Origin of the sequence: Chelatococcus reniformis (genome assembly GCF_014640075.1) — a bacterium.
Classification (GTDB): domain Bacteria; phylum Pseudomonadota; class Alphaproteobacteria; order Rhizobiales; family Beijerinckiaceae; genus Camelimonas; species Camelimonas reniformis.
On sequence record NZ_BMGG01000007.1, the window covers coordinates 204,534 to 226,664 of the forward strand.

Here is a 22,131-nt window from a genome sequence, read left to right on the forward strand (position 1 = left end):
TGTCGCCGCGCGCAAGAGGAGGCAGGACGAGCGGAGGTGCGTGATGGACAAGGCGGCGGGCGGCTGGATCAACGGCTTCATCGGCATGGCGATCTTTTCGGGCTCGCTGCCCGCGACCCGCGCCGCCGTGATGGGCTTCGAGCCGCTGTTCCTCACCGGGGCCAGGGCGGCCATCGCCGGACTTCTCGGGCTGGCGCTGCTCGCCGTCGCGCGTCAGCGGCTCCCGGCGGCAGGCGATCTCGTGTCGCTCGCCATCGTCGCGTTCGGTGTCGTGGTGGGCTTTCCGCTGCTGACGGCGCTCGCCCTCCAGCACGTCCCCGCCGCCCATTCGGTGGTCTTCATCGGCCTGCTGCCATTGTCGACCGCGACCTTCGGCGTGCTGCGTGGCGGCGAGCGGCCGCGCCCGGCCTTCTGGCTGTTCTCGGTCCTCGGCAGCGCCCTCGTCGTCGCCTATGCCGCCGCACAGGGGGTGGCGGCCACGCCGCGCGGCAATCTCCTGATGCTGGCCGCTGTCGTCGTCTGCGGGCTGGGTTACGCGGACGGCGCGCGGCTGTCGCGACGGCTCGGCGGCTGGCAGGTGATCTCGTGGGCGCTCGTGCTGTCGCTGCCGGTCATGCTGCCGCTCGCCCTGCTCACCATGCCGGCGTCGTTCGACGCCGTGGGGCGGGGCGCCTGGACCGGGCTCGCCTACGTCTCGCTGTTCAGCATGCTGCTCGGCTTCGTGTTCTGGTATCGGGGGCTGGCACTCGGCGGCATCGCCGCGGTCGGGCAGTTGCAACTGCTCCAGCCCTTCCTCGGCCTCGCCCTGGCGGCAATGCTGCTGGGCGAGGCGGTGAGCGGAACGATGCTGGCGGTCACCCTCGGCGTCGTCGCCTGCGTGGCTGGAGCGCGCGCCTTCGCGCGTTGATCATCGGCGACGAGCCGCGCCCGCGGCGGCTGCGGCGTTCCCGAGCCCGGGGTGCCCGCGCGACGGTTGCGTGCTCAGCCTCGTGGGGCGCGCGCGGCACGCACCAGCGTCGCCGCCGCCTCTCCGGCGGTGTCCATATAGGCGGCGTCGCGGTGGAGCAGGACGACCGCGAAGGCGCCCTCGAGCAGCAGCATGATCTGGCGCGCCAACTCACGGCCGTCCTTGCCGGCGCCGTCCGCGTCGAAGACCGCGCAAAGCCAGTCCTCGATCCGCTTCTTGTGCGTCCGCCCGGCGAGGATGGCGGGGTGGCCGGGCAGGTTGAACAACTCGACCGACGTGCGCTGGAAGCCGCAACCCTTCCATTTGGGATGACGCGCCGAGCGGGCGAGGTTGTGGAAGATGCCCTGGAGCTTGTCGGCCACATCCCCTTTGCTCTCGGCGAACCATCGCTGGAACAGCAGGAGGTTCGGCTGGTCGCGCGTTTCCAGGTAGGCGGCGATCAGGTCGTCCTTGCTGCGGAAATGGTAGTAGAGCGTCCGCTTGGTCACGCCGGCGGTCGCCGCCACCGCATCGACGCTCACCGCCCTGATCCCCTCGCCGTGAAAGAGCTTGCCGGCGGCCTGGAGGATACGCTCGCGCGTGGGAAGGGGCGTACTGGTCACGTCGCGATGTATACCGACCAGTGAATATACGCAACGCACGGCGGCACCTATCGTCGCCCGGCTTTTCCCGTCCGGAGGATCCGTGCCGCGTCTCGATCAAGTGCTCGGCGGAGGCTTGCTGACGACGGGGACCGGGCTCCGGCCTTGCTGTGGGCAGGGAACTCGGCCGAGCTGCCGGTGCTCCCGCAGGAAGGTTTCGCGCATTGATCCTGGCCTCTGTAACGCCCGCAAGGCGATCCGCGCGCGGCATCGCCTATGCCTGCGCGGTCGTCGCCCTGTTCGCGAGCTTCGTTCTCGTGTCGCGGCTCGGGCTGTCGAGTGCGCTGACCCTGCCGGACATTGCCGCGCTGCGCTTTAGCGTAGGGGGTCTGCTGCTCTGCCCGATCCTGCTGAAGCACGGCTTGAGCGGCCTGCAACTGCGTGAAGCTGCCGTTCTCGCCGTCCTGGGCGGGCTGGGCTTTGCGCTGTTCGCCTATGCCGGCTTCGCCCTGGCGCCGGCGGCGCACGGCGCGATCCTCATCCACGGCACGCTGTCGCTGACGACCGCCTTGCTGCTCTGGCTGGTCTTCGGCGGCCGGATCGAGCGGCGGCAGAGGATGGCCCTCACGGCTATTGCCGCCGGCATCGTCGTGATGGTCTGGGATGGGCTGCGCCAGGCGTCGATCCCGCTGCTGGCCGGCGATCTCTGCCTGCTGCTCGCGTCCGCGTGCTGGTCCGGCTACGGGCTCTACGTGAAGCGGCTCGCGCTTCCGGCGGTCCGCGCCGCCGCCATCGTCGCCGGCTTGTCGGCGATCGTGTTCCTGCCGCTCTACGCCGTGATGCCGGGGAAGATGCTGTTCCAGGCCGAGTGGCGCGATCTCCTGGTTCAGGCCGTCTTTCAGGGCGTGCTGATCGGCGCCCTGTCGGTTTTCGTCTATACGCGCGCGATCGTGCTGCTCGGCGCTTCGGATGTGGCGATGTCCACCGCAGCCGTGCCGGCGCTGACGACGCTGGGCGGCTTTCTTCTGCTTGGCGAGGTCCCGACCTCGGTCACCCTCGTCGGCCTCGCTCTCGTCACGCTGGGCATGGCGACCGGCTTGCGCCGGGGCTCGTGAATCGGCCTTCGACCGCGGCGAAGGCTGACTACGGATCATCCGCATTGTGCCAGGCGACGAAGGGCGTACCAGAGGCTCATGTATGGTTCCTCGCTGCAACTCATCGTCGCGGTCGCTGTGACCTTCTTCGGCGCCGGCATCGTCAAGGGCGTGACCGGCATGGGGCTGCCGACGGTGGCCATGGGCGTGCTCGGCGCGCTCATCTCGCCGCTGGCCGCAGCCGGGCTGCTGATCGTCCCGTCGTTCGTGACCAATGTCTGGCAGCTTCTCGCCGGTCCGAGCTTCGGCGCGCTCATCCGCAGGCTGTTCCCGATGATGCTGGCGATCGTCGTGGGCACGGTGCTCGGCTCCTCCTGGCTCGCGAGCGGTGATACGGGTCTCACCACCGCCGCTCTCGGCGGCGCGCTGATCATCTATGCCGGCTACACGCTGCTGGCACGCCAGCTCGCCGTACCGGCCCGGTGGGAGCCATGGCTGTCGCCCCTCGTCGGCGCGGTGACGGGCGTGGTCACCGGCGGCACCGGCGTGTTCGTTATTCCCGCCGTGCCCTACCTCCAGGCGCTGGGGCTCGAGAAGGACGACCTGGTGCAGGCGCTGGGGCTGTCCTTCACCGTGTCCACCATCGCCTTGGCCGCCGGCCTCGCCGGGCGCGGCGCCATCCAGGCCGACAACCTCGTGCTATCCGTCCTGGCGGTGGTTCCCGCGCTTGCGGGCATGTGGGCCGGCCAATATGTCCGCGAGCGCATCAGCCCGGCGGCTTTCCGCCGCGGGTTCCTTGTCTGCCTGCTGCTGCTCGGCACCGAGATGGCCTTGCGGCCGTTCTTTTGAGGTCCGGCGACGTCCCGCGGGTGGGCCGATGGCTCGGATAGGCGCAGGGGGTCAGGAACCCGGTTGACTATGCGGCCGCCGCCCCTACGGACGAGCAGCCGGTGCGGCGACGAACGGGCTCATAGCCATATCGGGAAGAGCTATCCTATCCGACGATGTTATCCGTGGTGACGAGCAAGGTCCTGCTCGATGAGCGGGATCGATCGTACTTGTCGCTGCCGATCCGGAGGATGATATCCGTCGCGATGGCGAAGCGATGCTGCCTGCGCGTCGCCGAGGCGTCACGTGCGGGCTTTTGTTTTCTCGATCGCGTCGGAGGCCTTGGGACTGCCGCGGGGCGGCAAGCAATGCATGGATTTCCATAGGGTGCGGCCGGACCCATGACGGGATAAACGATAGGCCGTAACTACAGATTCACATGTCGAGGCGCTGAACGGAGAGCCGACCGTGCCTGGAGCGTCTCCCGATCGCAGGGGATCATCCGATCACGTAGCAGCCCTTCAAGGCGCGGGTCAGGAGCGCATGCCGCCCGGGTGGCCTGGCCCGGGCGGCAAGCGCTCCAAGCTTTCTTCCTCCGACCAGGAGCATCCCAGCATGATAGCCGCGCTTCCCCGGCACCGGTTGGCCCTCGGGATCCTGGCATCGGTCGCCGGCATCGCTGCGGTCTGCCTGACGGGCGCCGCGTTTGGTCTCCTGGCCGTGGTCGCTGCCTTGTACCTCCATGCCCGAGGACGTGCGGTTCGGCTTCTCAGTGCCACCCTGGCGATCGCCTGTGCCGGGTCGATCGTTGCAGCCCTCCTCTATGCGGGCGACACGCGTGATCTTGCCGTATCGTGGGCAGCACTTTCCGCGGTGGCGCTTTGCATCGGAGCCGTCGTCGCGGCCACCGCGCCCACACCGCTCAGCGCCGCTGAGTCCGAGGGCCGGCTGTCCCTGAGGGTTGGGGGGCCGGACAACCGGGAACAGGACCTCCGGCAACTGATCGACGCCGTGCCCGCACTGATCTGGAGCACGACGCGTGAGGGCACGCCGACGTACGTCAACAAGCGGTTCACCGACGTCATCGGCGCGACGCTTGCGGACATCACCGCGCCCGACGGGACCCTGTGCCTGAGCGTCGTCCATTCGGAGGACAGGCCAGCAGCAGCGCGGGCGTTTGCCCGGTCCCTCGCGACGGGTGTCCCTTACACCATGAAATACCGCCAGCTGCGGAGCGGCGGCGCCTATCGCTGGACGGAGACGCGAGCGGAGCCGCTGCACGACGGACGTGGCGGCATCCTCCGGTGGTACGGCGTGAGTGTCGATATCGACGACGTGGTGTCCGCGCAGGAGGCGCTGGCCGAGCGGGAGCAGGAACTCTCGCAACTCGTCGACATGGTTCCGAGCTATCTCTGGCGCCTGTCTCGCGACGGCGAGCCGAACTTCTTCAACAAGCGTCTGATCGACTTCCTTGGCCTGGGCGTAGCGGATGCGGACAGGCCGGGCATGAGCCGGCTGGCGGCCCTCGTAGAGGCCGTCGTTCATCCCGATGATGCAGCCAGGGTGGAGGAGGCGCTCCAGCGTTGCCTCGTCACCGGCGAGTGCTTCGCCATGAGGTTGCGGCTGCGCCGCGGCGATGGGGTTTTTCGCTGGATGTCGGGCAGCGCGGAACCCATGCGGGATCAAGGCGGATGCATCGTCCATTGGTACGGACTTTTTCACGACATAGACGATCAACTACACGCCGAAGAGGCGGTACGACGAAGCGAACGAGAACTGCAACAGCTGATCGACGCGTTACCGGTCCACATCTGGAGCTGGACGCCTGAGGGCAAGCTGTCCTACGTCAGCAGGCGCTACCTGGAGCATCTCGGTCTCTCCGAAGTCAACTTCGAAGATTTCACAAGAGTGGTGCAAGCGCTGGTTCATCCCGAAGACGGCGCCGAGGTCCAGCGCACGGCGGCGCGCTGCCTCCAGACGGGCGCCCCCTTCGTGATGCGGTATCGCCGACGTTGCCTAGATGGCGCCTATCGTTGGATGGAAGGCCGGTGCGAGCCTCTGCGCGATCAGGATGGAACGATCGTGCATTGGTACCACGTCTCCATCGATATCGACGACGGCGTGCGTGCGCAGGAGGACCTGCGTCTCGCTCAGGAAAATCTGGCGCGCCAGAGCCAGGCGGCCAGCCTTGCCGAGCTCTCGGCCTCGATCGCTCACGAAGTCAACCAGCCCCTAGCGGCCGTCGTAGCGAACTCGCACGCCTGTCAGCGGTGGCTCGCGGCGGACCCCCCAAACGTTCAGCGGGCCCGTAAAACGGTGGAACGCATCACACGCGATGCGAATGCGGCCGCGGACGTCGTCAGTCGCATCCGCGCCCTGTTCAGGCAGTCCATGGGCGCCAGGATCTGCACGCCGCTCGACGACGTCATCGCCGAGGTGCGTGACCTCGTCGCCGAGGAGGCATCGCGAAGGGGCGTGCGTCTGGACGTCCAGGTGGAGAGCGGCCTTCCGCCGGTTGCGCTCGATCGCGTCCAGATCCAGCAGGTTCTGATCAACCTCCTTCGCAACGGCATGGAGGCGATGGACGCGACTGCCGGCGACAGAGTTCTCGGGTTGTGCGCGTCCAGCCTAGGGAAGGCGATCCGGATGGAGATCAGCGATCGCGGCGGAGGAATCGAACGTCCGGAAGGAATGTTCGAGCCTTTCTTTACGACGAAGCCGAACGGGATGGGCATGGGCCTCGCAATCTGCCGTTCTATTGTCGAATCCCACGCAGGGCGGTTGTGGGCGGAGAAAAATGAACCTCATGGGGCGAAGCTCATCTTCACGCTTCCGATCGAAGTGAAAGCCACGCCATGAGCAACGACAGCTACATTGTCTACATCGTAGATGATGATGAACGGATCCGCGAAGCACTGAGCGAGTTGTTGGAGGCAAATGGAACGCGCGTTGCCACCTATGGCTCGGCCGGCGACTATATCCGCGCTGACAGGCCGGACACTCCTGCTTGCCTCATCCTCGATGTCGAGCTGCCGGACATCAACGGCCTTGATCTGCAGAAGCAGATCGCGGACGGCGACCATCCGCCGATCGTCTTCATAACCGGCCATGGCGATATCCCCTCCTCGGTACGTGCGATCAAGCGCGGCGCCCTGGATTTCCTCACAAAGCCGTTCAGTGATGCCGACCTGATGGCCGCGATCCACGCGGCGATCGCGCAGGATCGCGAAAGGAGGTCGGAACGGGCTGAGCGGGTGGCATTGAGGCAGCGCTATCTCGAGCTGACGCCACGCGAACGTGAGGTGCTGCCGCTGGTGGTGAGCGGCCTGCTCAACAAGCAGGCCGCAGGGGAGCTGGGCATCAGCGAGGTCACGCTTCAGATCCACAGAAGAAACGTGATGCACAAGATGGCGGCAGCATCGTTAGCCGATCTCGTGCGCATCGCGGAAAGACTGGACATACCAATCACCCACTCGCGCCGAGCGGGAGGGAGTGCAACGTGAGCAGGGACAGACCCGTGGTGGCGATCGTCGATGATGATCCAAGGCTCCTGGAGTCGCTGGAGGATCTTCTGGATTCCGCCGGATTTGCCACGCGCAGCTTCTCGTCAGCGCAATCGTTGCTCATGAGCGGGCTGTCGGGCCTGGATGTGCTCATCACCGATATCGGAATGCCGGGCACCGACGGCTTTGAACTGCGTGACCTTGTGAGGAAAGCGCATCCGGAGCTGCCGGTGTTCCTGATCACCGGCCGCCACGAGATCGCCGATCAGGGGCGGGCGCAGGGGATCAGCGGGTTTTTTCGCAAACCCTTCGACGCGCAGGCCCTCCTTGCAGCCATTGGTGAGGCCTTGCTTGAGCGAGACGCGGATGGGCGGCATGAGAGTTGACGGACCGTTCCTGCGGAAGCCGGCGCCGCTTGCGGATGGGCGAAGGAGAGAGACGGACGAGCCGCTCGTCATCATTGTTGATGACGACGCCTCGGTTCGGGAGGCGCTGTCGGAGCTGATCCTGTCTGCAAGCCTGCAGCCGATCTGCTTCGGCTCGACGCAGGAACTGCTCGACGCGGGAGTGTTGGACAGCCCCGGCTGCTTGATCCTCGATGTGCGCATGCCCGGAGCGAGCGGTCTCGACCTGCAGCATCATCTGGCTGAGAACGCCAACCCCAAGCCGATCATCTTTCTGACCGGGCACGGTGATATCCCCATGACGGTGCAGGCGATGAAGGCCGGCGCCGTGGATTTCCTCACCAAGCCGGTGCGGGACCAGACGCTCCTCGACGCCGTGGCGGGAGCTCTTGCGATGGATGCCGCGCGGCGGGCGCAAGCCTTGGTCGTCAGACGCCATGTCGAACGCCTTGAGAAGCTGACGCCACGCGAGCATGAGGTTCTGCACGAAGTGGTGCGCGGGCAGCTCAACAAGCAGATTGCCTTCCAGCTTGGCATCAGCGAGGTAACCGTCAAGCTGCATCGCAGCAATGGCATGCGCAAAATGCAGATCACCTCCATCGGTGAGCTGATCCGCACATGGGAAATGTTGCCCGCGGTGATGGGGTCTGGTCGTCACTGATCCGTCGAGTTCCAATCCTTGCTGGAGGCGCACGGCGGAACCCGGCCGGGTCCCATCGGTCGTCACGCGCGGCAGGCAGGCAGCATGGATGCTTGTCCCATGTGGACCGACCGCGCGGGACGGACCGCCGTGCGTGAACCGTCGCCGGCAAAGTATCGTCCGGCCTCTGTCTCCTATTCTGCGACCTTGCGCACGGTCGTTGCGTCCGGTGCCAGAACATCGCCGTCATGGGCATGGAGCTCGAGTCGCCGGATCGGCCGTCCACTCCCGGTCTCGACCAGCGCCGACCGCTTCTCGCCCTTGCGGAAGCAGTGATCCTCGCCCCATTGCCGCAGGCTCACCACGACGAGGAAGAGCTTTCGTCCCTTCTCGGTCAGCCGGTACTCCTTGAAGCCACCGACCGGTGTCGTCGCGAGCACGCCGACCGACACCAGGTGCTTCAAGCGCGTCGCGAGGATCCCGCGCGAGATGTCGAGGCTCTTCTGGAATTGGCCAAAGCGCGTCATGCCGTCGAACGCGTCGCGGATGATGAGCAGCGACCACCAGTCGCCTATGGCATCGAGCGCCCGCGCCACCGGGCATTCCTCCTCCTCCAGGCGCGTTCTCTTCATCGCTCCCTCTCGTGCTGCCCCGCCATGCCAGGCGGTGCCTCTTCATGGTTCTAAAATAAGACTAGACATGCCGCGACGCAAATGGTTCGATTATCGAACTTAGTTCCAATCCGAGATGCAAAATGATCCGTGAGCCTGTCGCCACCTCCGATCCCGACGTTCGCCGAAGTCCCGCCCGCGTCGCCGTGATTCAGTTCGATCCCCAGGTTGGGGTGAAGAACCTCGCTGCGAATGCGGCCGCGGTGGATGTGCGCCTCGCCCAGGCTGCCGACGCTGGCGCGAATCTGATCGTGCTGCCGGAACTTGCGACCACCGGCTACTGCTTCAAGAACCGCGCGGAGGCCTTCGCCCATGCCGAAGAACTGCCTGGCCCGACGGTCGAGCGCTGGGAGGCCTTCGCCCGCGAGCGCGGCGTCTATATCGTGGGCTGCCTGCCCGAACGCGACGGCGTCCGGCTGTTCGACACGGCGATCCTCATCGGCCCGGACGGCGTCATTGGCAAGTATCGCAAGACGCATCTTTGGAACGAGGAGAAGCTGTTCTTCACGCCTGGCGACCTGGGCTTTCCCGTGTTCGAGACCCCGATCGGACGGATTGGCCTGCTGGTGTGCTGGGATATCTGGTTCCCTGAGACGGCGCGTCTTGTTGCGCAGCAGGGCGCCGACATCATCTGCGTCCCGACGGGCTGGGTCTGGACCCCGCCGCCGCTCTATGATGCGAGTGGCGTTTGCATGGCCGCCTATCTCACCATGGCAGCCGCCCACTCGAACAACGTCTTCATCGCCACCGCTGACCGGATTGGCATCGAGCGCGGGGCCGGCTTCATGGGCAACTCGCTGATCGCCAACACGACGGGCTGGCCGATCGGCCGGATCGCCGGGCCCGACGAGGACGTGATCCTCTACGCCGACATCGACCTCGTCCAGGCGCGGACGGCGCCCATTTGGAACCAGCTCAACGATCTCCTGCGGGATCGCCGCATCGATCTCTACGATCAGATGCTCGGCTATCGCGGCGGGCCGGCCCTGCCGCGCTGATCTCAACGCTTCGCGCGCAACTGTGCTGCCTTCGCGTTGCGCACGGGATCGATGTCTTGTTGCAGCTTCAGCCGATCCACCTCCAGCGTCTTGCTCTTCTCTATCTTCGCGCAGCGAAATTTGGCGGTCGCCGCTGGAAGAACGAGGTCACTCCCTCGCGCAGATCCGGATGCATAAAGCCGTCCACTCGCAGTGCGCGAATGACTTCGCTTTCGCGCATCTCGCCATCTGCAACGGCGCGCAGGCTCTGCTTGGCCAACCAGATGGAGTATGCTGAATTCGTCAGTAGCGTTTCTAGATATAGCTCGACTTCTCGATCGAGATCGTCTGGCGAAACAAGCCTGTCCAGTAAGCCAATACGTAAGGCGTCCTCGGCGATCAATCTACGGCCGGTGAACAACATATCTCGAGCCTGCCCCGGGCCGACCAGCTGGACCAGCCGGCGCGTGGATGAATAGCTGTAGTTGGCTCCAAGCTTGGCAGGCGGGGCCGCAAACACGCTGTCGTTCGACGCGATGCGAATGTCGCAGGCCAGAGCGATCTCGACGCCCGCCCCGATGCAAAAACCGCGGATGCGCGAGATCGTCGGTACGGCACAAGAGGCGATCGATTCGGTCGCCGCCTCGACGGCCGCCATGAAGGCTTCCGCCCTCTCGTGTACGCCGAGGCAATCCCGCAACTCGTCCAAATCCGCACCTGCGGCAAACGCCTGCTCGCCGGCGCCGCGAATCACAATGGCGGCGATTCGCCGGTCGGCTCGGGCGCGTTCCATGATTGCCGGTAGCGACAGCCACATGTCGAGGCACATGGCGTTTCGCTTCTCGGGCCAATTGAGCACGACTGTATAGACGCGACCGCTCAACGTGGCGTCGACGACCCCTTTATTCGCTGCCGACGATGGCATGAGCTTCCTCGTGGATCATGAACAAACCAATTCGGTTGCGGACCAGGCTGCCTCGTTGCGCTCGACCGCGTTTCCGTAAGACAGACACATATCGCGGATAAGAGGTCGCGCCTGGATCCAAAGCATGGAGCGCAATCTTGTGGGCAAAGCGGATCCCGTATTTGGCGAGCGTGTCCCTTCAGACCGGAATCATGCTCTAGCGCATTTCCGCGTTTCTTCGAATCGCTGAAATGCTCTATCTGTTTGACTTGTCGCGCTTTCTTCTTCACGCGAACCGGCGTCCACTTCGCTCGAAAGCGCTTCAGCCATGCATCGTCAGGCCACCGGACACGCTGACGACCTGGCCGGTGATGAAGCTTGCTTCGTCGCTGGCCAGGAAGGCCACGATCCCGGCCACGTCCTCAGGCAGACCGATGCGCTTCAGGGGGACAGCCGCGATCATCCGGTTGAGAATCGTCTGCGCCTCGGCGCTGTCGCCGTCGTCGAGCGCCGCATCCATCATAGGTGTCTTGGTCGGGCCGGGCGCGACGGCATTAAAGGTCACGCCGCTTCGGGCGAACTCGCGCGCCAAAGTCTTCGACATGGCAATAACACCGGCTTTGCAGGCAGAATACACAGCTTGGCCCGAAGAACCGACACGCCCGGCGTCAGACGATATGGACACCACCCGGCCATACTTCCGCTCGGCCATGCCCGGCGCGACCTGATGCATGACATTGACCGGACCTTTGAGGTTGATAGCAATTACCTGATCGTGCAACTCAACGGTCGAGCTGGCGAAGTTCACCACCTTGTCCCAGCCGGCGCAGTTGATGAGGATCTCGGTCGGCCCTAGGGCCGCCTCGGCCCGAGCGACGCAGCGTTGCACGGCGGCATAGTCAGAAATGTCGACGCCATCGAAACGGGCATCGCCACCGGCCGCCCTGAGCGCGCCAGCCACGCGATCGGCGCCCTCGACGTTCCGATCAAGAATCGAGATCTTTACGCCTTCATCGACGAGGCGATGGCAGATCGCCTCGCCAATGCCGCTGCCGCCGCCCGTCACGATGGCGGCCCGCCCCTTCAATCCACGCATGACTCTCTCCAAAACAGTTATCGTCCAACGGCCGATCAGGTCACGGTCATGCGGCCGTCGATCACTACCACTTGTCCGGCCATGAAGTTGGAGGCTCGTATGCCGGGAAAGCTGCAGCCCTCGCGATCTCGTCGGGCTCGCCCGGCCGGCCCATTGGCGCGACTGTTCCAATCGTTGAGGTTGTCTGGGTCGTCCCGAAGCGCTTTAGCGAATTGCGACCTCACGAGACCCGGAGTTATACAATTAATGCGCACATTAAGTTAGGAAGTCTCGAGGGTCAACAAAAAATGACTTACGGCTCACTATTCATTGTCGTAAGCGTCGGCCGTAGGACGTGGCGCACGAACGGGAGGAGTAAGGCGGCAATCAGCCTATGCCGCGCTATCGAAACAGGGCTTTGGCTACGAACTTTCGATAGCTGTCAAAAAATCGCTTCGGCACACGCTTGCGATTGCCTTCGGCGCTCAACATCATATGCGACAATCCGTTACGGATCGAGATCAGGAGGTCGGCCACGTCCCCCAATTCCTTGGGATCCATGCGCTCGATCTCTCCGCGCTCCATGCTGCGCTCTAGGGCGCGGATGTAGCCCTTACGCACGATCACCCCGAAGCGAGCGAAGCCTTCGGGTGCCATCACGGTGGCCTCGTTGACCAGTCGGGCGCTTTCCTTTGTCTCGCGAAAAAAATCGAAAAACGCCTCGAGCCGCCGCACTTCTCGATCCACCCCGCAGAGACCCGGCTCCATGCGCGAGGCGATATACTCGTTCATTTTCTGGGCATAGCGCGGGGGCAACAGATCGAGGATGGCTTGGCGCGTTTCGAAGTAGTTGTAGAATGTGCCCTGGGCGACGTTGGCGGCCTCAGTAATTCGCGAGATCGAAGCCTCGGCATAACCGTATTTGCCGACCATCTCAGCCGCGGCTTCGATCAGCAGTTGCTCGGTTCGGACAGCTTTCTCTTCCCTGGAGAGGCGCCTTGGCCTCGTCCCCGTCCTCACGCCCGCACGTCCGCCCGCCATTTGAAGCTCGCCTGTCGATTCCCGATAGCGCACTTCTACCATGGCGGACACACCTGCTGGCAACGCATTGCAAGGCGCGGGCCCCTTCTGTAGCGTCCACGAATTCAGCTGAGAGCCGAACCGTTCGCGATCAGGTCGCGCTGAATGATCATCTTGAGCACCTCGTTGGTGCCCTCGTAGATCTGCAGCACCCGCTGGTCTCGGTATAGCTTCTCGACGACTGAGCCCTGCAGATAGCCGGCACCGCCAAAAATCTGTAGAGCCGAGCTGCACACGAATTCCGCGGTTTCGGCGGCAAAAAGTTTGGCCATCGACGCCTCCTTAACGCGGCTAAACCCTTCCTCTTTCAGGCGCGCCGCGTGGTGATAGAGTTGGCGTGCCGCCTCGATGCGTGTGCCCATGTCGGCAAGCAAGAAGCCGATCGCCTGATGCTCGATCAGAAATTTGCCGAAGCTCTTCCGCGTCCGCGCGTGGCCAAGCGCTTGGTCGTACCCGGCTTGAGCGACGCCCACCGCCTGGGCCGCGACGCCAATCCGGTTGGTGTCGAGACCCTCAAGGATGATGCGGTAGCCGTCACCGACGGGGCCGAGCACGTCCTCGTCGGTGAGCTCCAGCCCCTCCAGAGCAATTTGGCAGATGTCCATAATGCGATGGCCGAGCTTTTTTTCGCGCCGAAGTACGGTGTAACCTGGCATGTGGGGCTTTATGAGGAATGCCGTCAGGCCGCGTTTGCCGGCGGATGGGTCGGTGCTTGCCAGAAGAATCGCCGCGCCAGCCGAGCTGCCGCCCGAAATGAAGATCTTGTGTCCGTCGACCACCCAGCGGTCGCCCTTGCGGACCGCTCGCGTCTTCAGGTTGGAAAGGTCGGAGCCTACATCCGGTTCACTCAGCAGGAGCGCGATGTAGTGACGTCCCTCCACCACCGGCCGCAGAAACTCTTGTTTCTGTCGCTCGGTCCCATGCTGCACGAGCTTGGCAACGAAGGGAAAGGAGACTCCTCCGATCTGGTTGGCAATTGCACAGTCGCCGTAGGCGAGCTCCTCGACCACCAACGCCCAAGCAACGACTCCCATATCGGATCCGCCCAACTCCGCAGGCGCACAAACGCCATGTAACCCGAGTTCGCCGAGTTTTCGCCAAATGTGCGCTGGCGCCGCTTCCGCCTGATCCCAGGCCACCGCGTGAGGGACAATTTCATTGCGGACAAAACGCCGGGTCAGGTCACGAATAGCCAGTTGATCCTCTGTGAACCGGGGCCGGCTGCTCAGGGTATCCGGAGGTCGGGGCGCATCGACGGAGCGCGTTAACCCGCCCCGCAAGGCGGAAAGTTCGGCCATAGGCTGTCTCCATATAAATGACGACTGGTTCATAAATCATCTATGTTAAGGTCGGCATCGACGTCAATCGCTCCGACACTAATGAACCGAGCGCTTGGTCAGCTCTTATCAAGGGCGAAGCGTCGGAGAGCGCTCGGCAACGACCTAATATGAGGGATGAGCCATCAATCATAATTGTTTGCAAGCCGATTTTTTTTTGCTAGGGGTGCATCCACAGCGGCTGATCGCGTCAGCTTCGCAATTTCGGCTGGGCGCGACGGCGGACCGAACGAACACATTGCTACGGTTCCGGGGAGACAGCTCATGAATGCCGCCGACATCCTTCGCCGTTCCGCGCGCCTGTATGATGATCGGCCCGTGTTGTATTTCCGCGACCGACCCATGGGCCGCGTGGCGTTTGATTTGCTCGCCCGAAAGGGGGTCGCCATCTTGGCAGACGCCGGTGTGGCGCCCGGCGATCGAGTGGCCATCCTCGCGGGTAACAAGCCGGAATGGCTCGCGTGCTATTTCGCGATTCTTGCGGTCGGCGCCGTGATTGTACCGATCAACCCGGCGCTCACACCCAATGAGATCGCTTACATCGTCGATGACAGCGCACCGGCGGTGATCTTCGTTGACGACGCGTTGAGGCAAAATCTTGCTGCTGCGTCCCACCACCCGAAGGTCGTCAGTCTCCCGTCCGATTCCAGAGCTGCGTCGGACTGGGACCGCTACGCCGGTCCTCCCGCCCAAGATTTCGCGCCAGTCGCGGTGGCACCGGAGGACCCCTCCATTATCTACTACACCTCCGGCACGACTGGCCGGCCGAAGGGCGCGGTCATGCCACACCGATCGACCTTGTCCACGTATGAGAGCACGGCGCGGTGGCTGGGCCTGTCGCCAGCGGACACGGTGGTGATCACCGGCTCGTTCGCCTTCATCCTCCATTCCACCTTGGCCGCCGGCAGTCACCTGGGCGCTGGCGGGACGCTGGTCATACAGGAGCGCTTCCATCCCCAAAATGCTCTGACCGCGATATTGCGCTATCGCGGCACCGTCATTTTCTGGGTGCCGACCATGTATGTCATGGCCTGCGAATTCGCCGAAAAGAACCTAATCGACCTGTCTTCGCTACGGATCTGCATCTCGGCCGGCGCGCCGCTGCCCTGGGCGGTGGCGGAGCGGTTCCATGCTCTGTTCGGCAAGCACGTCCTGAGCGGCTGGGGCATGTCGGAGGGCACGCCTGTCACGGGCTTCGACCCGTCAGGCTCGGGCCGGCCGGAATCGATCGGAAAACCGCTAGAGGGTTGCGTGGTGCGCGTGCTCGACAACGCCGGCAACGAGGTCGGGCTGCACGAGGTGGGAGAGTTGGTCTATCTCAGCCCCAAGAACATGACTGGCTATCTCAAAAGGCCCGCGGAAACGGCGGAGACGCTGCGCGACGGCTGGATCCATAGCGGCGACCTCGGCTGGCGCGACCAGGATGGCTACCTATACATCTCTGGCCGCAAGAAAGACATGATTATCCGAGGCGGTGCCAAGATCTACCCGGCAGAGGTAGAGGAAATTGTAATGCGTAGCGAAGATATTCTAGAATCGGCGATCGTCGGCGGTCCAGATATACGCTTCGGGGAACGCATTGTCGCTTTCGTGACTGCCCGAGAGGGCAAAAAGTTGGACCTATCTGTTCTTCGCGCTTACTGCGAAAAGAACCTCGCTTCCTACAAGGTGCCACAAGAGTTCATCGTCGTTGACGATCTGCCGCGCGGCCCGACCGGCAAAATCCTCAAGCGGGTGTTGCGCGATCGGCTGTTTGGCGAGGCTCTCTGAGCGCCACCCCCGCCCCCTACAGATCACGACCTAATCAATAGGAGCCGACATGCCGAGCGTAGGACCCGTGGAGACGATCTCGACCGGCCACGGATTATTAGAAGGGCCAGTGTGGGACGAGCGCCTTGGCTTACTAGTCGCCGACGCCGCCGTGGGCGGGGTGTGGCGCCTCGGCTCTGGTACGCCAACCGTTGTCGTGCCGCATCGGCGCGGAATAGGCGGCCTCGCCCTGCACGAGAACGGCGCGGTGGTCATCGGCGGCCGCAATATCGCGTTGAAGTGGCCGGCTGGCGAAGGCCGCGACGAGACCGTCGTGCTGCTCGACAACGATCCTGCCGCCGACGTCATCGGCTACAACGACTTCACCACCGATGCCGCGGGCCGCATCTACGTGGGCTCGCTCGCCTTCGTCGCCATGCATGCCGATCGCGGCGGCAAGGCCGGGCGGTTACACGTGATCGATCTTGACGGAAGCGTCCGTTCCGTCGCCGACGATGTCATGCTGACCAACGGGCTCGACTTCTCACCCGACGGAACGCGCCTCTACCACTCCGATACGTTGAGGAGCACCGTGTACGTCTACGACGTCGAACCGAACGGCGACGTGCGCAACAGGCGGAACTTCGTGACGCTCGACGGTGCCATGCCCGATGGCCTCGCGGTCGATTCTGGGGGCAATGTTTGGGTGGCTGAGCCACACAGCGGCACCGTCCGAGCCTATGCGCCCGACGGCCGGCCAGTTTCCAGTGTCAGTATTCCCGTTCCGATGGTCACGAGCCTCTGCTTCGGGGGGGCCGATCTCAAGGACCTCTACATAGTCTCTGGTTCGGAAGGACTTGATACCGATCACGGTGCCGGTGTCTGGCGCGCACGCGTCGAAGTGCCAGGGAAGCGCAGCCCCCTGGCACGCGTTGCGCTGCCCCGCTGATCCAGCATGGCCGTCGCGACGTCAGCACGTCTCAGCCGGAGGAAACCATGAGCAGTCATCCCGTCCTGACCGAGGCGACCGACGGCCTCCTTGTTGTCACCATCAACCGCCCCGAAGCCCGCAACGCGATCAACGGACCAGTCGCCCGCGGCATCCGCGATGCGATGCAGCGGCTCGATTCCGACCCTGCTCTGCGCGTCGCCATCATCACCGGCGCGGGCGGAAATTTCTGCGCCGGTATGGACCTGAAGGCCCTGGCCGCCGGCGAGGATGTGATGAACGAAGTGGTGATCGAGGGCTTCGGCTTCGGCGGCCTTGCCGAAGCCAGCGTGCGTAAGCCCCTGATCGCTGCCGTCGAGGGTTTCGCGCTGGCCGGCGGCCTGGAAATTGCGCTCGCGTGCGATTTGATCGTCGCCGGTAGCGATGCCCGATTTGGCATTCCCGAGGTCAAACGTGGCCTCGTCGCCGGTGGTGGGGCGCTGCTGCGCCTGCCGCGGCAAATGCCGCGCCGCCTCGCTATGGAGCTCGCGCTCACCGGCAGCATCATGACGGCTGCCACATCGCTGCAGTACGGGTTGATAAACCGCGTCGTGCCCGCGGGCAACGCCCTCGCAGAAGCCGCTGTGCTTGCCCGGACAATCATCGAAAACGCTCCCCTGGCCGTAGAGGCAAGCAAGGCCATCATTGCCCGTTCCCAGGACTGGCCGTCCACTTCGATGTTCCGCGAGCAGGACGCTCTCATGGCGCCGGTCCTCGCCTCCCAAGATGTCAAAGAGGGGGCGAGCGCCTTCAGCCAGAAGCGGCAACCGGTCTGGCTGGGCAAGTGAGGCCAGCGCTGATTGGCCGGCCCATTCCAAACAGAGAAGAGATTTCCGTCATCACGACCGGCTCCAAGAGGCCAGACGAAAAGCCGGCGCAAACTAAAGGGAGGAGCGATGATGCGTTATACCTTGATAGCGGCTGCAATGATGGCCCTGGGTGCCGGTCCGGCGTCGGCAGATAAGGATACAGTCCGGATCGGCGTACTGACTGACATGAGTGGTCAGATGTCGGATTATTCTGGGCCGGGCGCAGTGCAAGCGGCGAAAATGGCAGTCGCGGATTTCGGCGGCAAGGTAAACGGCAAGCCGATCGAAATCGTCTTTGCCGATCATCAGCTGAAGCCTGACGTCGCGATCTCCATTCTGCGCAAATGGTACGACGTCGGCGGTGTTGACGCAGTCGTCGATCTCACGACATCGGCGATAGCCCTGGCCGCCCGGGACATATCGCTAGAGCGCAACAAGGTCGTGCTCAACACCGGGGCAGCGACCACGGCGCTTTACCGCGAGCAATGCTCTCCCAACTCCGTCATGTGGTCGATGGACAATTACATCTTTGGCCACGACATCCCCAAGCAAGTCCTTCTCAAGGGCCGAAAGAAGTGGTTTCTCATCGTCACGGACTATGCCTTTGGCCACGGCCTGCAGGCGCTGATCACAGAGACTGTTCAAGCCAACGGCGCGACAGTCGTCGGCGCCGTGCGCCATCCGCTGGCGGCAAGTGACTATTCTTCTTTTCTGCTTCGGGCTCAGAGCAGTGGAGCGGACGTACTTGCTTTCGCCAACAGTCAGGGTGATCTCGCGCAATCTCTGAAGCAAGCGCGAGAGTTTGGTCTGGATAAATCTATGCAGCTCGTGGCCCCGGCGAACGGCTTTCACACCGTGTTGTCGCTTGGTCTCGACTTGGCGCAGGGCATGCTCGTCGCGGAACCTAGCTACTGGGATCTCAACGATGAAACCCGGGCCTTCGCCAGGCGATTTCGCGAAACCACGAAAAAGCCACCTACCGGCGGCCAAGTTCTCGCCTACAGTGCCATCACCCACTACCTGAAGGCGGTTTCTGCGGTCGGCGGTCCGGTCGATGGCAAGGCCGTAGTCAGAAGAATGAAGGAAGTTCCGGTCTCGGATTTTGCCATGAAAGGCACGGTCCGGGAGGACGGGCGCTTCCTCTACGATGTCCTGGTTACGACCGTGAAGAAGCCATCGCAGTCCTCGGACCCCTTCGATGTCTACAACATAACAGGCTCCATTCCGGCGGCCGACGCCTTCGCGCCGCTTGCAGGCAGCCCCTGCCCGCTCGTGAAGTAGCCAGCTCTTCGCAAATGAAAGCCGGGCGCCTCGCTCGCTGTCGTCCTCATCATCCGCACCATGGCCGAGAACAACTTCCGCCGCTGGATCGCCTCGGCAGCGAAGCGGCCGTGAAGAGCGGCAGCGGAAGCGGCTGTCGTCCGGACTGTCGTTGACATTATTGAATAGCGCTTTAGTTGTTGCCGCGCGCCGCTGGGGCCCATTCGGAGCCGGCCGGGACACGGCAGCAAAAATTCTACTGACAGGGAGGAAATCCGATGGCGCACAAGGCGTTATCAGCGTTGTCCGCAATCGCACTGCTGGCGTGCAGTGCGGCGCTGGCGAGCCCGTCAAAGGGCGTCACTGCAACCGAAATCAAGATCGGCCAGACCATGCCCTATTCGGGGCCGGTGTCGCCCTATGGCGTCATAGGCCGGGCGCACGCCGCTTATTTCGAGATGATCAACGCCAACGGCGGCGTCAACGGCCGCAAGATCAATTTCATCTCGCTTGACGACGCCTACAGCCCGCCCAAGACGGTTGAGCAGACCCGGCGTCTCGTCGAGCAGGATGAGGTGGCGGTTGTCTTCGGCAGTCTTGGCACGCCCACCGGGATTGCGGTGCGCAAATACCTGAACACGAAAAAGATGCCCCAGATCGTCATGGGCACCGGCGCCAGCATCTTCGATGATCCGGCCGGTTTTCCGTGGACCATGGGCTGGCAGCCGAATTATCGCGACGAGGCCGCTGCCTACGCCCGCCGTATCATGGAGAAGCAGCCGGGCCAGCCCATCGCCCTGATGTACGCCAAGGATGACTCGGGCAAGGATTTCGCCGACGGTTTCAAGGCGGCACTGGGCGACAAGATCGGGCTGCTTGTGAGCGAAGCCACCTATGAGACGTCTGACCCCACGGTCGATTCCCAGATCGTCCGTCTGAAGGCGTCTGGCGCCAAGGTGTTCTTCTTTCACGCCACGCCGAAGTTCGGCGCCCAGATCATTCGCGCCATCCACGACACCGGCTGGAAGCCCCACACCTATCTGGCCAACACCACGAGCAGCATCGCCGGCGCCATCGAGCCGGCCGGCTTCGAGCGGGCCCAGGGCCTGATTTCGGCGGCGTTCCTGAAGGATCCCAACGATCCGCAATGGGCCGACGATCCGGAAATGAAGGACTGGCGCGCCTGGATGGCGAAGTACAACCCGCGCGCCGACGCCACCGATTATCTGAATGTTCTGGGCTACGCTCAGGCCGCCACCATGATCCGCCTGCTGGAGAACGCCGGCACCGACGTCTCCAGCGAACGCATCATGAAGGAGGCGGCGAATATGAACTTCAGGGTGCCCTTGCTGCTGCCGGGCATCGAGTTGCACACGGGGGCGAAGGACTACCGGCCGATGAAAAAACTGCGCCTGATCGAGTTCAAGGGCAAACGCTGGGAGTTGCTGCCTGAGTAAGGCAAAGAAGGCGCCCGGCCAATGGCCGGGCGCAGCATTCCGACGCGGTCGCTACGTCGGCCTGTGGGCCTGTGGCAGCCGCACGCTTCAGAGGCGCGCGCAACCGTTTTTCGACGAAGCCGAAGATGCCCTCGTTCGCCTCATCAGAGCCTGAGGCAGCGCGCACCAGCTCGGCCTCCGCCGCAAGCCCCGCGTCGCTCACTTCCGCTCTGGCGCACTTCGCCCTCCCTGCGCCGTGCCAGGGCATCATGACGTGGCGGTGCCGCCCGTAAAAGCCGCCGCGGCTTTTTCGAGCTCCTGCTGCGTCAGCTGCGACACCGGGCAGCTGAGCATGCCTTCCACTGTGTCGAGATAGTTCGACCAAGCGTAGGGTTCGCCCCATAGGGCCGACCACGCCTCCGGAGCTTCGACAGCCGCCTCTCTCGTGGAGGTGGCTGCGAAAAGATATTGAATTGCCAACATCATCCGCAAGCGCAGGATAGATGCAGGGACGTGGGACAGCATTGCCCTGAGATGAGCCAGGCAGCGGCGCGTTCCACTGTCGGCCCCGCCACCGAGGGTCGAAAAAAGAAGTGGCCTATCCTGGAGGTACAGCATGTTTAACAAGCGCATTCCGTACTCGGCGTTCGTCGAGCCGGATTTTGCGAATATGGACATGTCTGAAAGGATGGCGACGACTTCGCGAACCGATCGTGGCCGGCCCAGGCTCTCGAGGTAATCGAGTTGGGTGTTCCGGTCGCGTTCTATCAATGCGGATGCATCGCGGACCAGTTCTGCGACCAGCTCCTGCTTGGTTCCGAAATGATAGTTCACAGATCCAGCATTGCGCAGTCCGCATACCTGCGCGATCTCGCGTGTTGAAACGTCCGCCATTCCCCTCGTTGCAAACAGCTTCAGAGCTACCGCCTTGATCCGGACGCGACTTTTCTGGTTCTGATTCTTTGTGCGTTCCGTGACCATTCGCAAGCATGCCCCTTCCAACGCTCCGAACGCGGGCTCAGCGCGTCCTGATCAAAGCTCGCCCAGCCTTGATATCCCTATCGGTCATGACCTCGAGCGGGCCTGCGGTTCCGGATCGGCCCTTCTGTCTCTCCCGTCGACGCGCCTCTTTATCTATCGCATCCCGGATCAGGTCCAGGCGCGTCTCGCCTCCAGCCGCTGCCGAATGGTAGGGGAGGTGGGGACTGGGGCGCGACCACACGCGTGATTGCCGCGGGTTCGCGGCAGGACTTGCCGGCGATGTATTCGCGACGAAGGGAGGGTCTCGGCCGGCGCGCGCGGCGGCCGGGGATGGCCGAGGAGCTCGGCGGCGGGACATGCCGGAGCGAAGTCGAAAAGTGACAGATCGCCTCGCTCAGCGTCGCGCCCGATGCGCCATCGACCGCCAGCTCTTCGTCTTCGGCGCGAAGACCGGCCGCGAGCCCAAATTGGTTCTGGACGATGTGTCTTGCAGCCATGGACTGAAGGACCGGACGACGACCGTAATCGCGCGCGAGAACATGCGCTAGAGCATTTCCGCGTTTCTTCGAATCGCCGAAATGCTCTAGCTGTTTGTTTTGTCGCGTTTTCTTCACGCGAACCGGCGTCCACTTCGCTCGAAAACGCTCTAAGCTGCCGCCGGTGCCGCCTCGACCGCCGTGACGGCATCCGCGATCATGGGTTCGGCCGTATCGGCACGTAGCAGCGCCTCGGGAGGCAAGCTGCGCAGCCAGATATGACGTGTCGCGACATCGTCCGCTTTCAGCACGGTGAGGATATGCTGCGCCAAGCGCGCGGTCCGGGAGGCCGGCGACGGACTGCCGGACCG

The 22,131-nt window shown here is 63.8% G+C and carries 20 protein-coding genes and 1 pseudogene; 13 read left to right on the forward strand and 8 right to left on the reverse strand.

Annotation, left to right across the window (positions count from 1 at the left end):
- Nucleotides 1-43: 43 nt before the first annotated feature.
- Nucleotides 44-907 carry a DMT family transporter gene (locus IEW34_RS19740; RefSeq protein WP_188610935.1) on the forward strand — a complete coding sequence of 288 codons (864 nt, stop codon included), beginning with the start codon at nt 44-46 and terminating at the stop codon, nt 905-907.
- A gap of 74 nt (nt 908-981) precedes the next feature.
- On the opposite strand, the gene IEW34_RS19745 is transcribed toward IEW34_RS19740, so the two are convergent.
- Nucleotides 982-1,569 (reverse strand): TetR/AcrR family transcriptional regulator, encoded by a 588-nt coding sequence (locus IEW34_RS19745; RefSeq protein WP_188610936.1) that lies wholly within the window; start codon nt 1,567-1,569, stop codon nt 982-984.
- Nucleotides 1,570-1,772: 203 nt separating this feature from the next.
- Between IEW34_RS19745 and IEW34_RS19750 the strand changes: the two genes are divergently transcribed.
- From IEW34_RS19750 to IEW34_RS19775, 6 genes and pseudogenes are all read left to right on the forward strand, one after another.
- Nucleotides 1,773-2,663: an EamA family transporter gene (locus tag IEW34_RS19750; protein ID WP_188610937.1), complete on the forward strand. Its 891-nt coding sequence runs from the start codon at nt 1,773-1,775 to the stop codon at nt 2,661-2,663.
- A gap of 78 nt (nt 2,664-2,741) precedes the next feature.
- A complete protein-coding gene (locus IEW34_RS19755) occupies nt 2,742-3,491 on the forward strand; it encodes a sulfite exporter TauE/SafE family protein (RefSeq protein ID WP_188610938.1) in 750 nt (249 codons plus the stop codon).
- A 954-nt stretch (nt 3,492-4,445) separates the two neighbouring features.
- Nucleotides 4,446-6,329 (forward strand): annotated as a pseudogene (locus tag IEW34_RS19760) (PAS domain-containing protein); the annotation flags it as partial.
- On the forward strand, nt 6,326-6,973 hold the full coding sequence (locus IEW34_RS19765) for a response regulator transcription factor (RefSeq protein WP_188610940.1): 648 nt from the start codon (nt 6,326-6,328) through the stop codon (nt 6,971-6,973). The pseudogene IEW34_RS19760 and the gene IEW34_RS19765, both read left to right, overlap by 4 nt.
- Nucleotides 6,970-7,359 carry a response regulator gene (locus tag IEW34_RS19770; protein ID WP_188610941.1) on the forward strand — a complete coding sequence of 130 codons (390 nt, stop codon included), beginning with the start codon at nt 6,970-6,972 and terminating at the stop codon, nt 7,357-7,359. The genes IEW34_RS19765 and IEW34_RS19770 overlap by 4 nt, the downstream gene beginning before the upstream one ends.
- The gene (locus tag IEW34_RS19775) at nt 7,349-8,038 is read left to right on the forward strand and encodes a response regulator transcription factor (RefSeq protein ID WP_188611163.1); all 690 of its coding nucleotides are present in this window, start codon (nt 7,349-7,351) and stop codon (nt 8,036-8,038) included. Before IEW34_RS19770 ends, IEW34_RS19775 begins: the two co-directional genes overlap by 11 nt.
- A gap of 173 nt (nt 8,039-8,211) precedes the next feature.
- Here IEW34_RS19775 and IEW34_RS19780 read toward each other — a convergent pair whose 3' ends face one another.
- Nucleotides 8,212-8,649 (reverse strand): winged helix-turn-helix transcriptional regulator, encoded by a 438-nt coding sequence (locus tag IEW34_RS19780; protein WP_188610942.1) that lies wholly within the window; start codon nt 8,647-8,649, stop codon nt 8,212-8,214.
- A 122-nt stretch (nt 8,650-8,771) separates the two neighbouring features.
- On the opposite strand from IEW34_RS19780, the gene IEW34_RS19785 reads away from it, so the two are divergent.
- Entirely contained in the window at nt 8,772-9,686 is a 915-nt protein-coding gene (locus tag IEW34_RS19785; RefSeq protein ID WP_188610943.1) for a nitrilase family protein, read from the forward strand.
- A 100-nt stretch (nt 9,687-9,786) separates the two neighbouring features.
- Here IEW34_RS19785 and IEW34_RS19790 read toward each other — a convergent pair whose 3' ends face one another.
- From IEW34_RS19790 to IEW34_RS19805, 4 genes are all read right to left on the reverse strand, one after another.
- Nucleotides 9,787-10,590 (reverse strand): enoyl-CoA hydratase-related protein, encoded by an 804-nt coding sequence (locus IEW34_RS19790; protein ID WP_188610944.1) that lies wholly within the window; start codon nt 10,588-10,590, stop codon nt 9,787-9,789.
- 301 nt (nt 10,591-10,891) lie between these two features.
- Entirely contained in the window at nt 10,892-11,665 is a 774-nt protein-coding gene (locus tag IEW34_RS19795) for an SDR family NAD(P)-dependent oxidoreductase (protein ID WP_188610945.1), read from the reverse strand.
- A gap of 381 nt (nt 11,666-12,046) precedes the next feature.
- Nucleotides 12,047-12,727 (reverse strand): TetR/AcrR family transcriptional regulator, encoded by a 681-nt coding sequence (locus IEW34_RS19800; RefSeq protein WP_188610946.1) that lies wholly within the window; start codon nt 12,725-12,727, stop codon nt 12,047-12,049.
- Nucleotides 12,728-12,789: 62 nt separating this feature from the next.
- The gene (locus IEW34_RS19805) at nt 12,790-14,022 is read right to left on the reverse strand and encodes an acyl-CoA dehydrogenase family protein (RefSeq protein WP_188610947.1); all 1,233 of its coding nucleotides are present in this window, start codon (nt 14,020-14,022) and stop codon (nt 12,790-12,792) included.
- A gap of 303 nt (nt 14,023-14,325) precedes the next feature.
- Between IEW34_RS19805 and IEW34_RS19810 the strand changes: the two genes are divergently transcribed.
- The 5 genes from IEW34_RS19810 (at nt 14,326) to IEW34_RS19830 (ending at nt 20,324) form a co-directional block, all read left to right on the forward strand.
- Nucleotides 14,326-15,831 carry a class I adenylate-forming enzyme family protein gene (locus IEW34_RS19810; RefSeq protein WP_188610948.1) on the forward strand — a complete coding sequence of 502 codons (1,506 nt, stop codon included), beginning with the start codon at nt 14,326-14,328 and terminating at the stop codon, nt 15,829-15,831.
- A gap of 67 nt (nt 15,832-15,898) precedes the next feature.
- Nucleotides 15,899-16,759, forward strand: coding sequence for an SMP-30/gluconolactonase/LRE family protein (locus tag IEW34_RS19815; protein WP_188610949.1), 861 nt, complete (start codon nt 15,899-15,901; stop codon nt 16,757-16,759).
- Nucleotides 16,760-16,806: 47 nt separating this feature from the next.
- Nucleotides 16,807-17,586: a crotonase/enoyl-CoA hydratase family protein gene (locus tag IEW34_RS19820; RefSeq protein WP_188610950.1), complete on the forward strand. Its 780-nt coding sequence runs from the start codon at nt 16,807-16,809 to the stop codon at nt 17,584-17,586.
- 108 nt (nt 17,587-17,694) lie between these two features.
- Nucleotides 17,695-18,888, forward strand: coding sequence for an ABC transporter substrate-binding protein (locus IEW34_RS19825; RefSeq protein WP_188610951.1), 1,194 nt, complete (start codon nt 17,695-17,697; stop codon nt 18,886-18,888).
- 257 nt (nt 18,889-19,145) lie between these two features.
- A complete protein-coding gene (locus tag IEW34_RS19830; protein WP_188610952.1) occupies nt 19,146-20,324 on the forward strand; it encodes an ABC transporter substrate-binding protein in 1,179 nt (392 codons plus the stop codon).
- 246 nt (nt 20,325-20,570) lie between these two features.
- Here IEW34_RS19830 and IEW34_RS19835 read toward each other — a convergent pair whose 3' ends face one another.
- Both IEW34_RS19835 and IEW34_RS19840 read right to left on the reverse strand, forming a co-directional pair.
- Nucleotides 20,571-21,284, reverse strand: coding sequence for a helix-turn-helix domain-containing protein (locus tag IEW34_RS19835; protein WP_188610953.1), 714 nt, complete (start codon nt 21,282-21,284; stop codon nt 20,571-20,573).
- A 646-nt stretch (nt 21,285-21,930) separates the two neighbouring features.
- Entirely contained in the window at nt 21,931-22,092 is a 162-nt protein-coding gene (locus IEW34_RS19840; protein ID WP_188610954.1) for a hypothetical protein, read from the reverse strand.
- Between the last annotated feature and the right edge of the window lie 39 nt (nt 22,093-22,131).

Coding starts and splice junctions, on each gene's coding strand:
- IEW34_RS19780 (WP_188610942.1), bottom strand. CDS start 8,649: ATGAAGAGAACGCGCCTGGAGGAGGAGGAATGCCCGGTGGCGCGGGCG.
- IEW34_RS19800 (WP_188610946.1), bottom strand. CDS start 12,727: ATGGTAGAAGTGCGCTATCGGGAATCGACAGGCGAGCTTCAAATGGCG.
- IEW34_RS19810 (WP_188610948.1), top strand. CDS start 14,326: ATGAATGCCGCCGACATCCTTCGCCGTTCCGCGCGCCTGTATGATGAT.
- IEW34_RS19820 (WP_188610950.1), top strand. CDS start 16,807: ATGAGCAGTCATCCCGTCCTGACCGAGGCGACCGACGGCCTCCTTGTT.
- IEW34_RS19830 (WP_188610952.1), top strand. CDS start 19,146: ATGGCGCACAAGGCGTTATCAGCGTTGTCCGCAATCGCACTGCTGGCG.
- IEW34_RS19765 (WP_188610940.1), top strand. CDS start 6,326: ATGAGCAACGACAGCTACATTGTCTACATCGTAGATGATGATGAACGG.
- IEW34_RS19805 (WP_188610947.1), bottom strand. CDS start 14,022: ATGGCCGAACTTTCCGCCTTGCGGGGCGGGTTAACGCGCTCCGTCGAT.
- IEW34_RS19755 (WP_188610938.1), top strand. CDS start 2,742: ATGTATGGTTCCTCGCTGCAACTCATCGTCGCGGTCGCTGTGACCTTC.
- IEW34_RS19740 (WP_188610935.1), top strand. CDS start 44: ATGGACAAGGCGGCGGGCGGCTGGATCAACGGCTTCATCGGCATGGCG.
- IEW34_RS19825 (WP_188610951.1), top strand. CDS start 17,695: ATGATGCGTTATACCTTGATAGCGGCTGCAATGATGGCCCTGGGTGCC.
- IEW34_RS19795 (WP_188610945.1), bottom strand. CDS start 11,665: ATGCGTGGATTGAAGGGGCGGGCCGCCATCGTGACGGGCGGCGGCAGC.
- IEW34_RS19835 (WP_188610953.1), bottom strand. CDS start 21,284: ATGGTCACGGAACGCACAAAGAATCAGAACCAGAAAAGTCGCGTCCGG.
- IEW34_RS19785 (WP_188610943.1), top strand. CDS start 8,772: ATGATCCGTGAGCCTGTCGCCACCTCCGATCCCGACGTTCGCCGAAGT.
- IEW34_RS19775 (WP_188611163.1), top strand. CDS start 7,349: ATGAGAGTTGACGGACCGTTCCTGCGGAAGCCGGCGCCGCTTGCGGAT.
- IEW34_RS19790 (WP_188610944.1), bottom strand. CDS start 10,590: ATGCCATCGTCGGCAGCGAATAAAGGGGTCGTCGACGCCACGTTGAGC.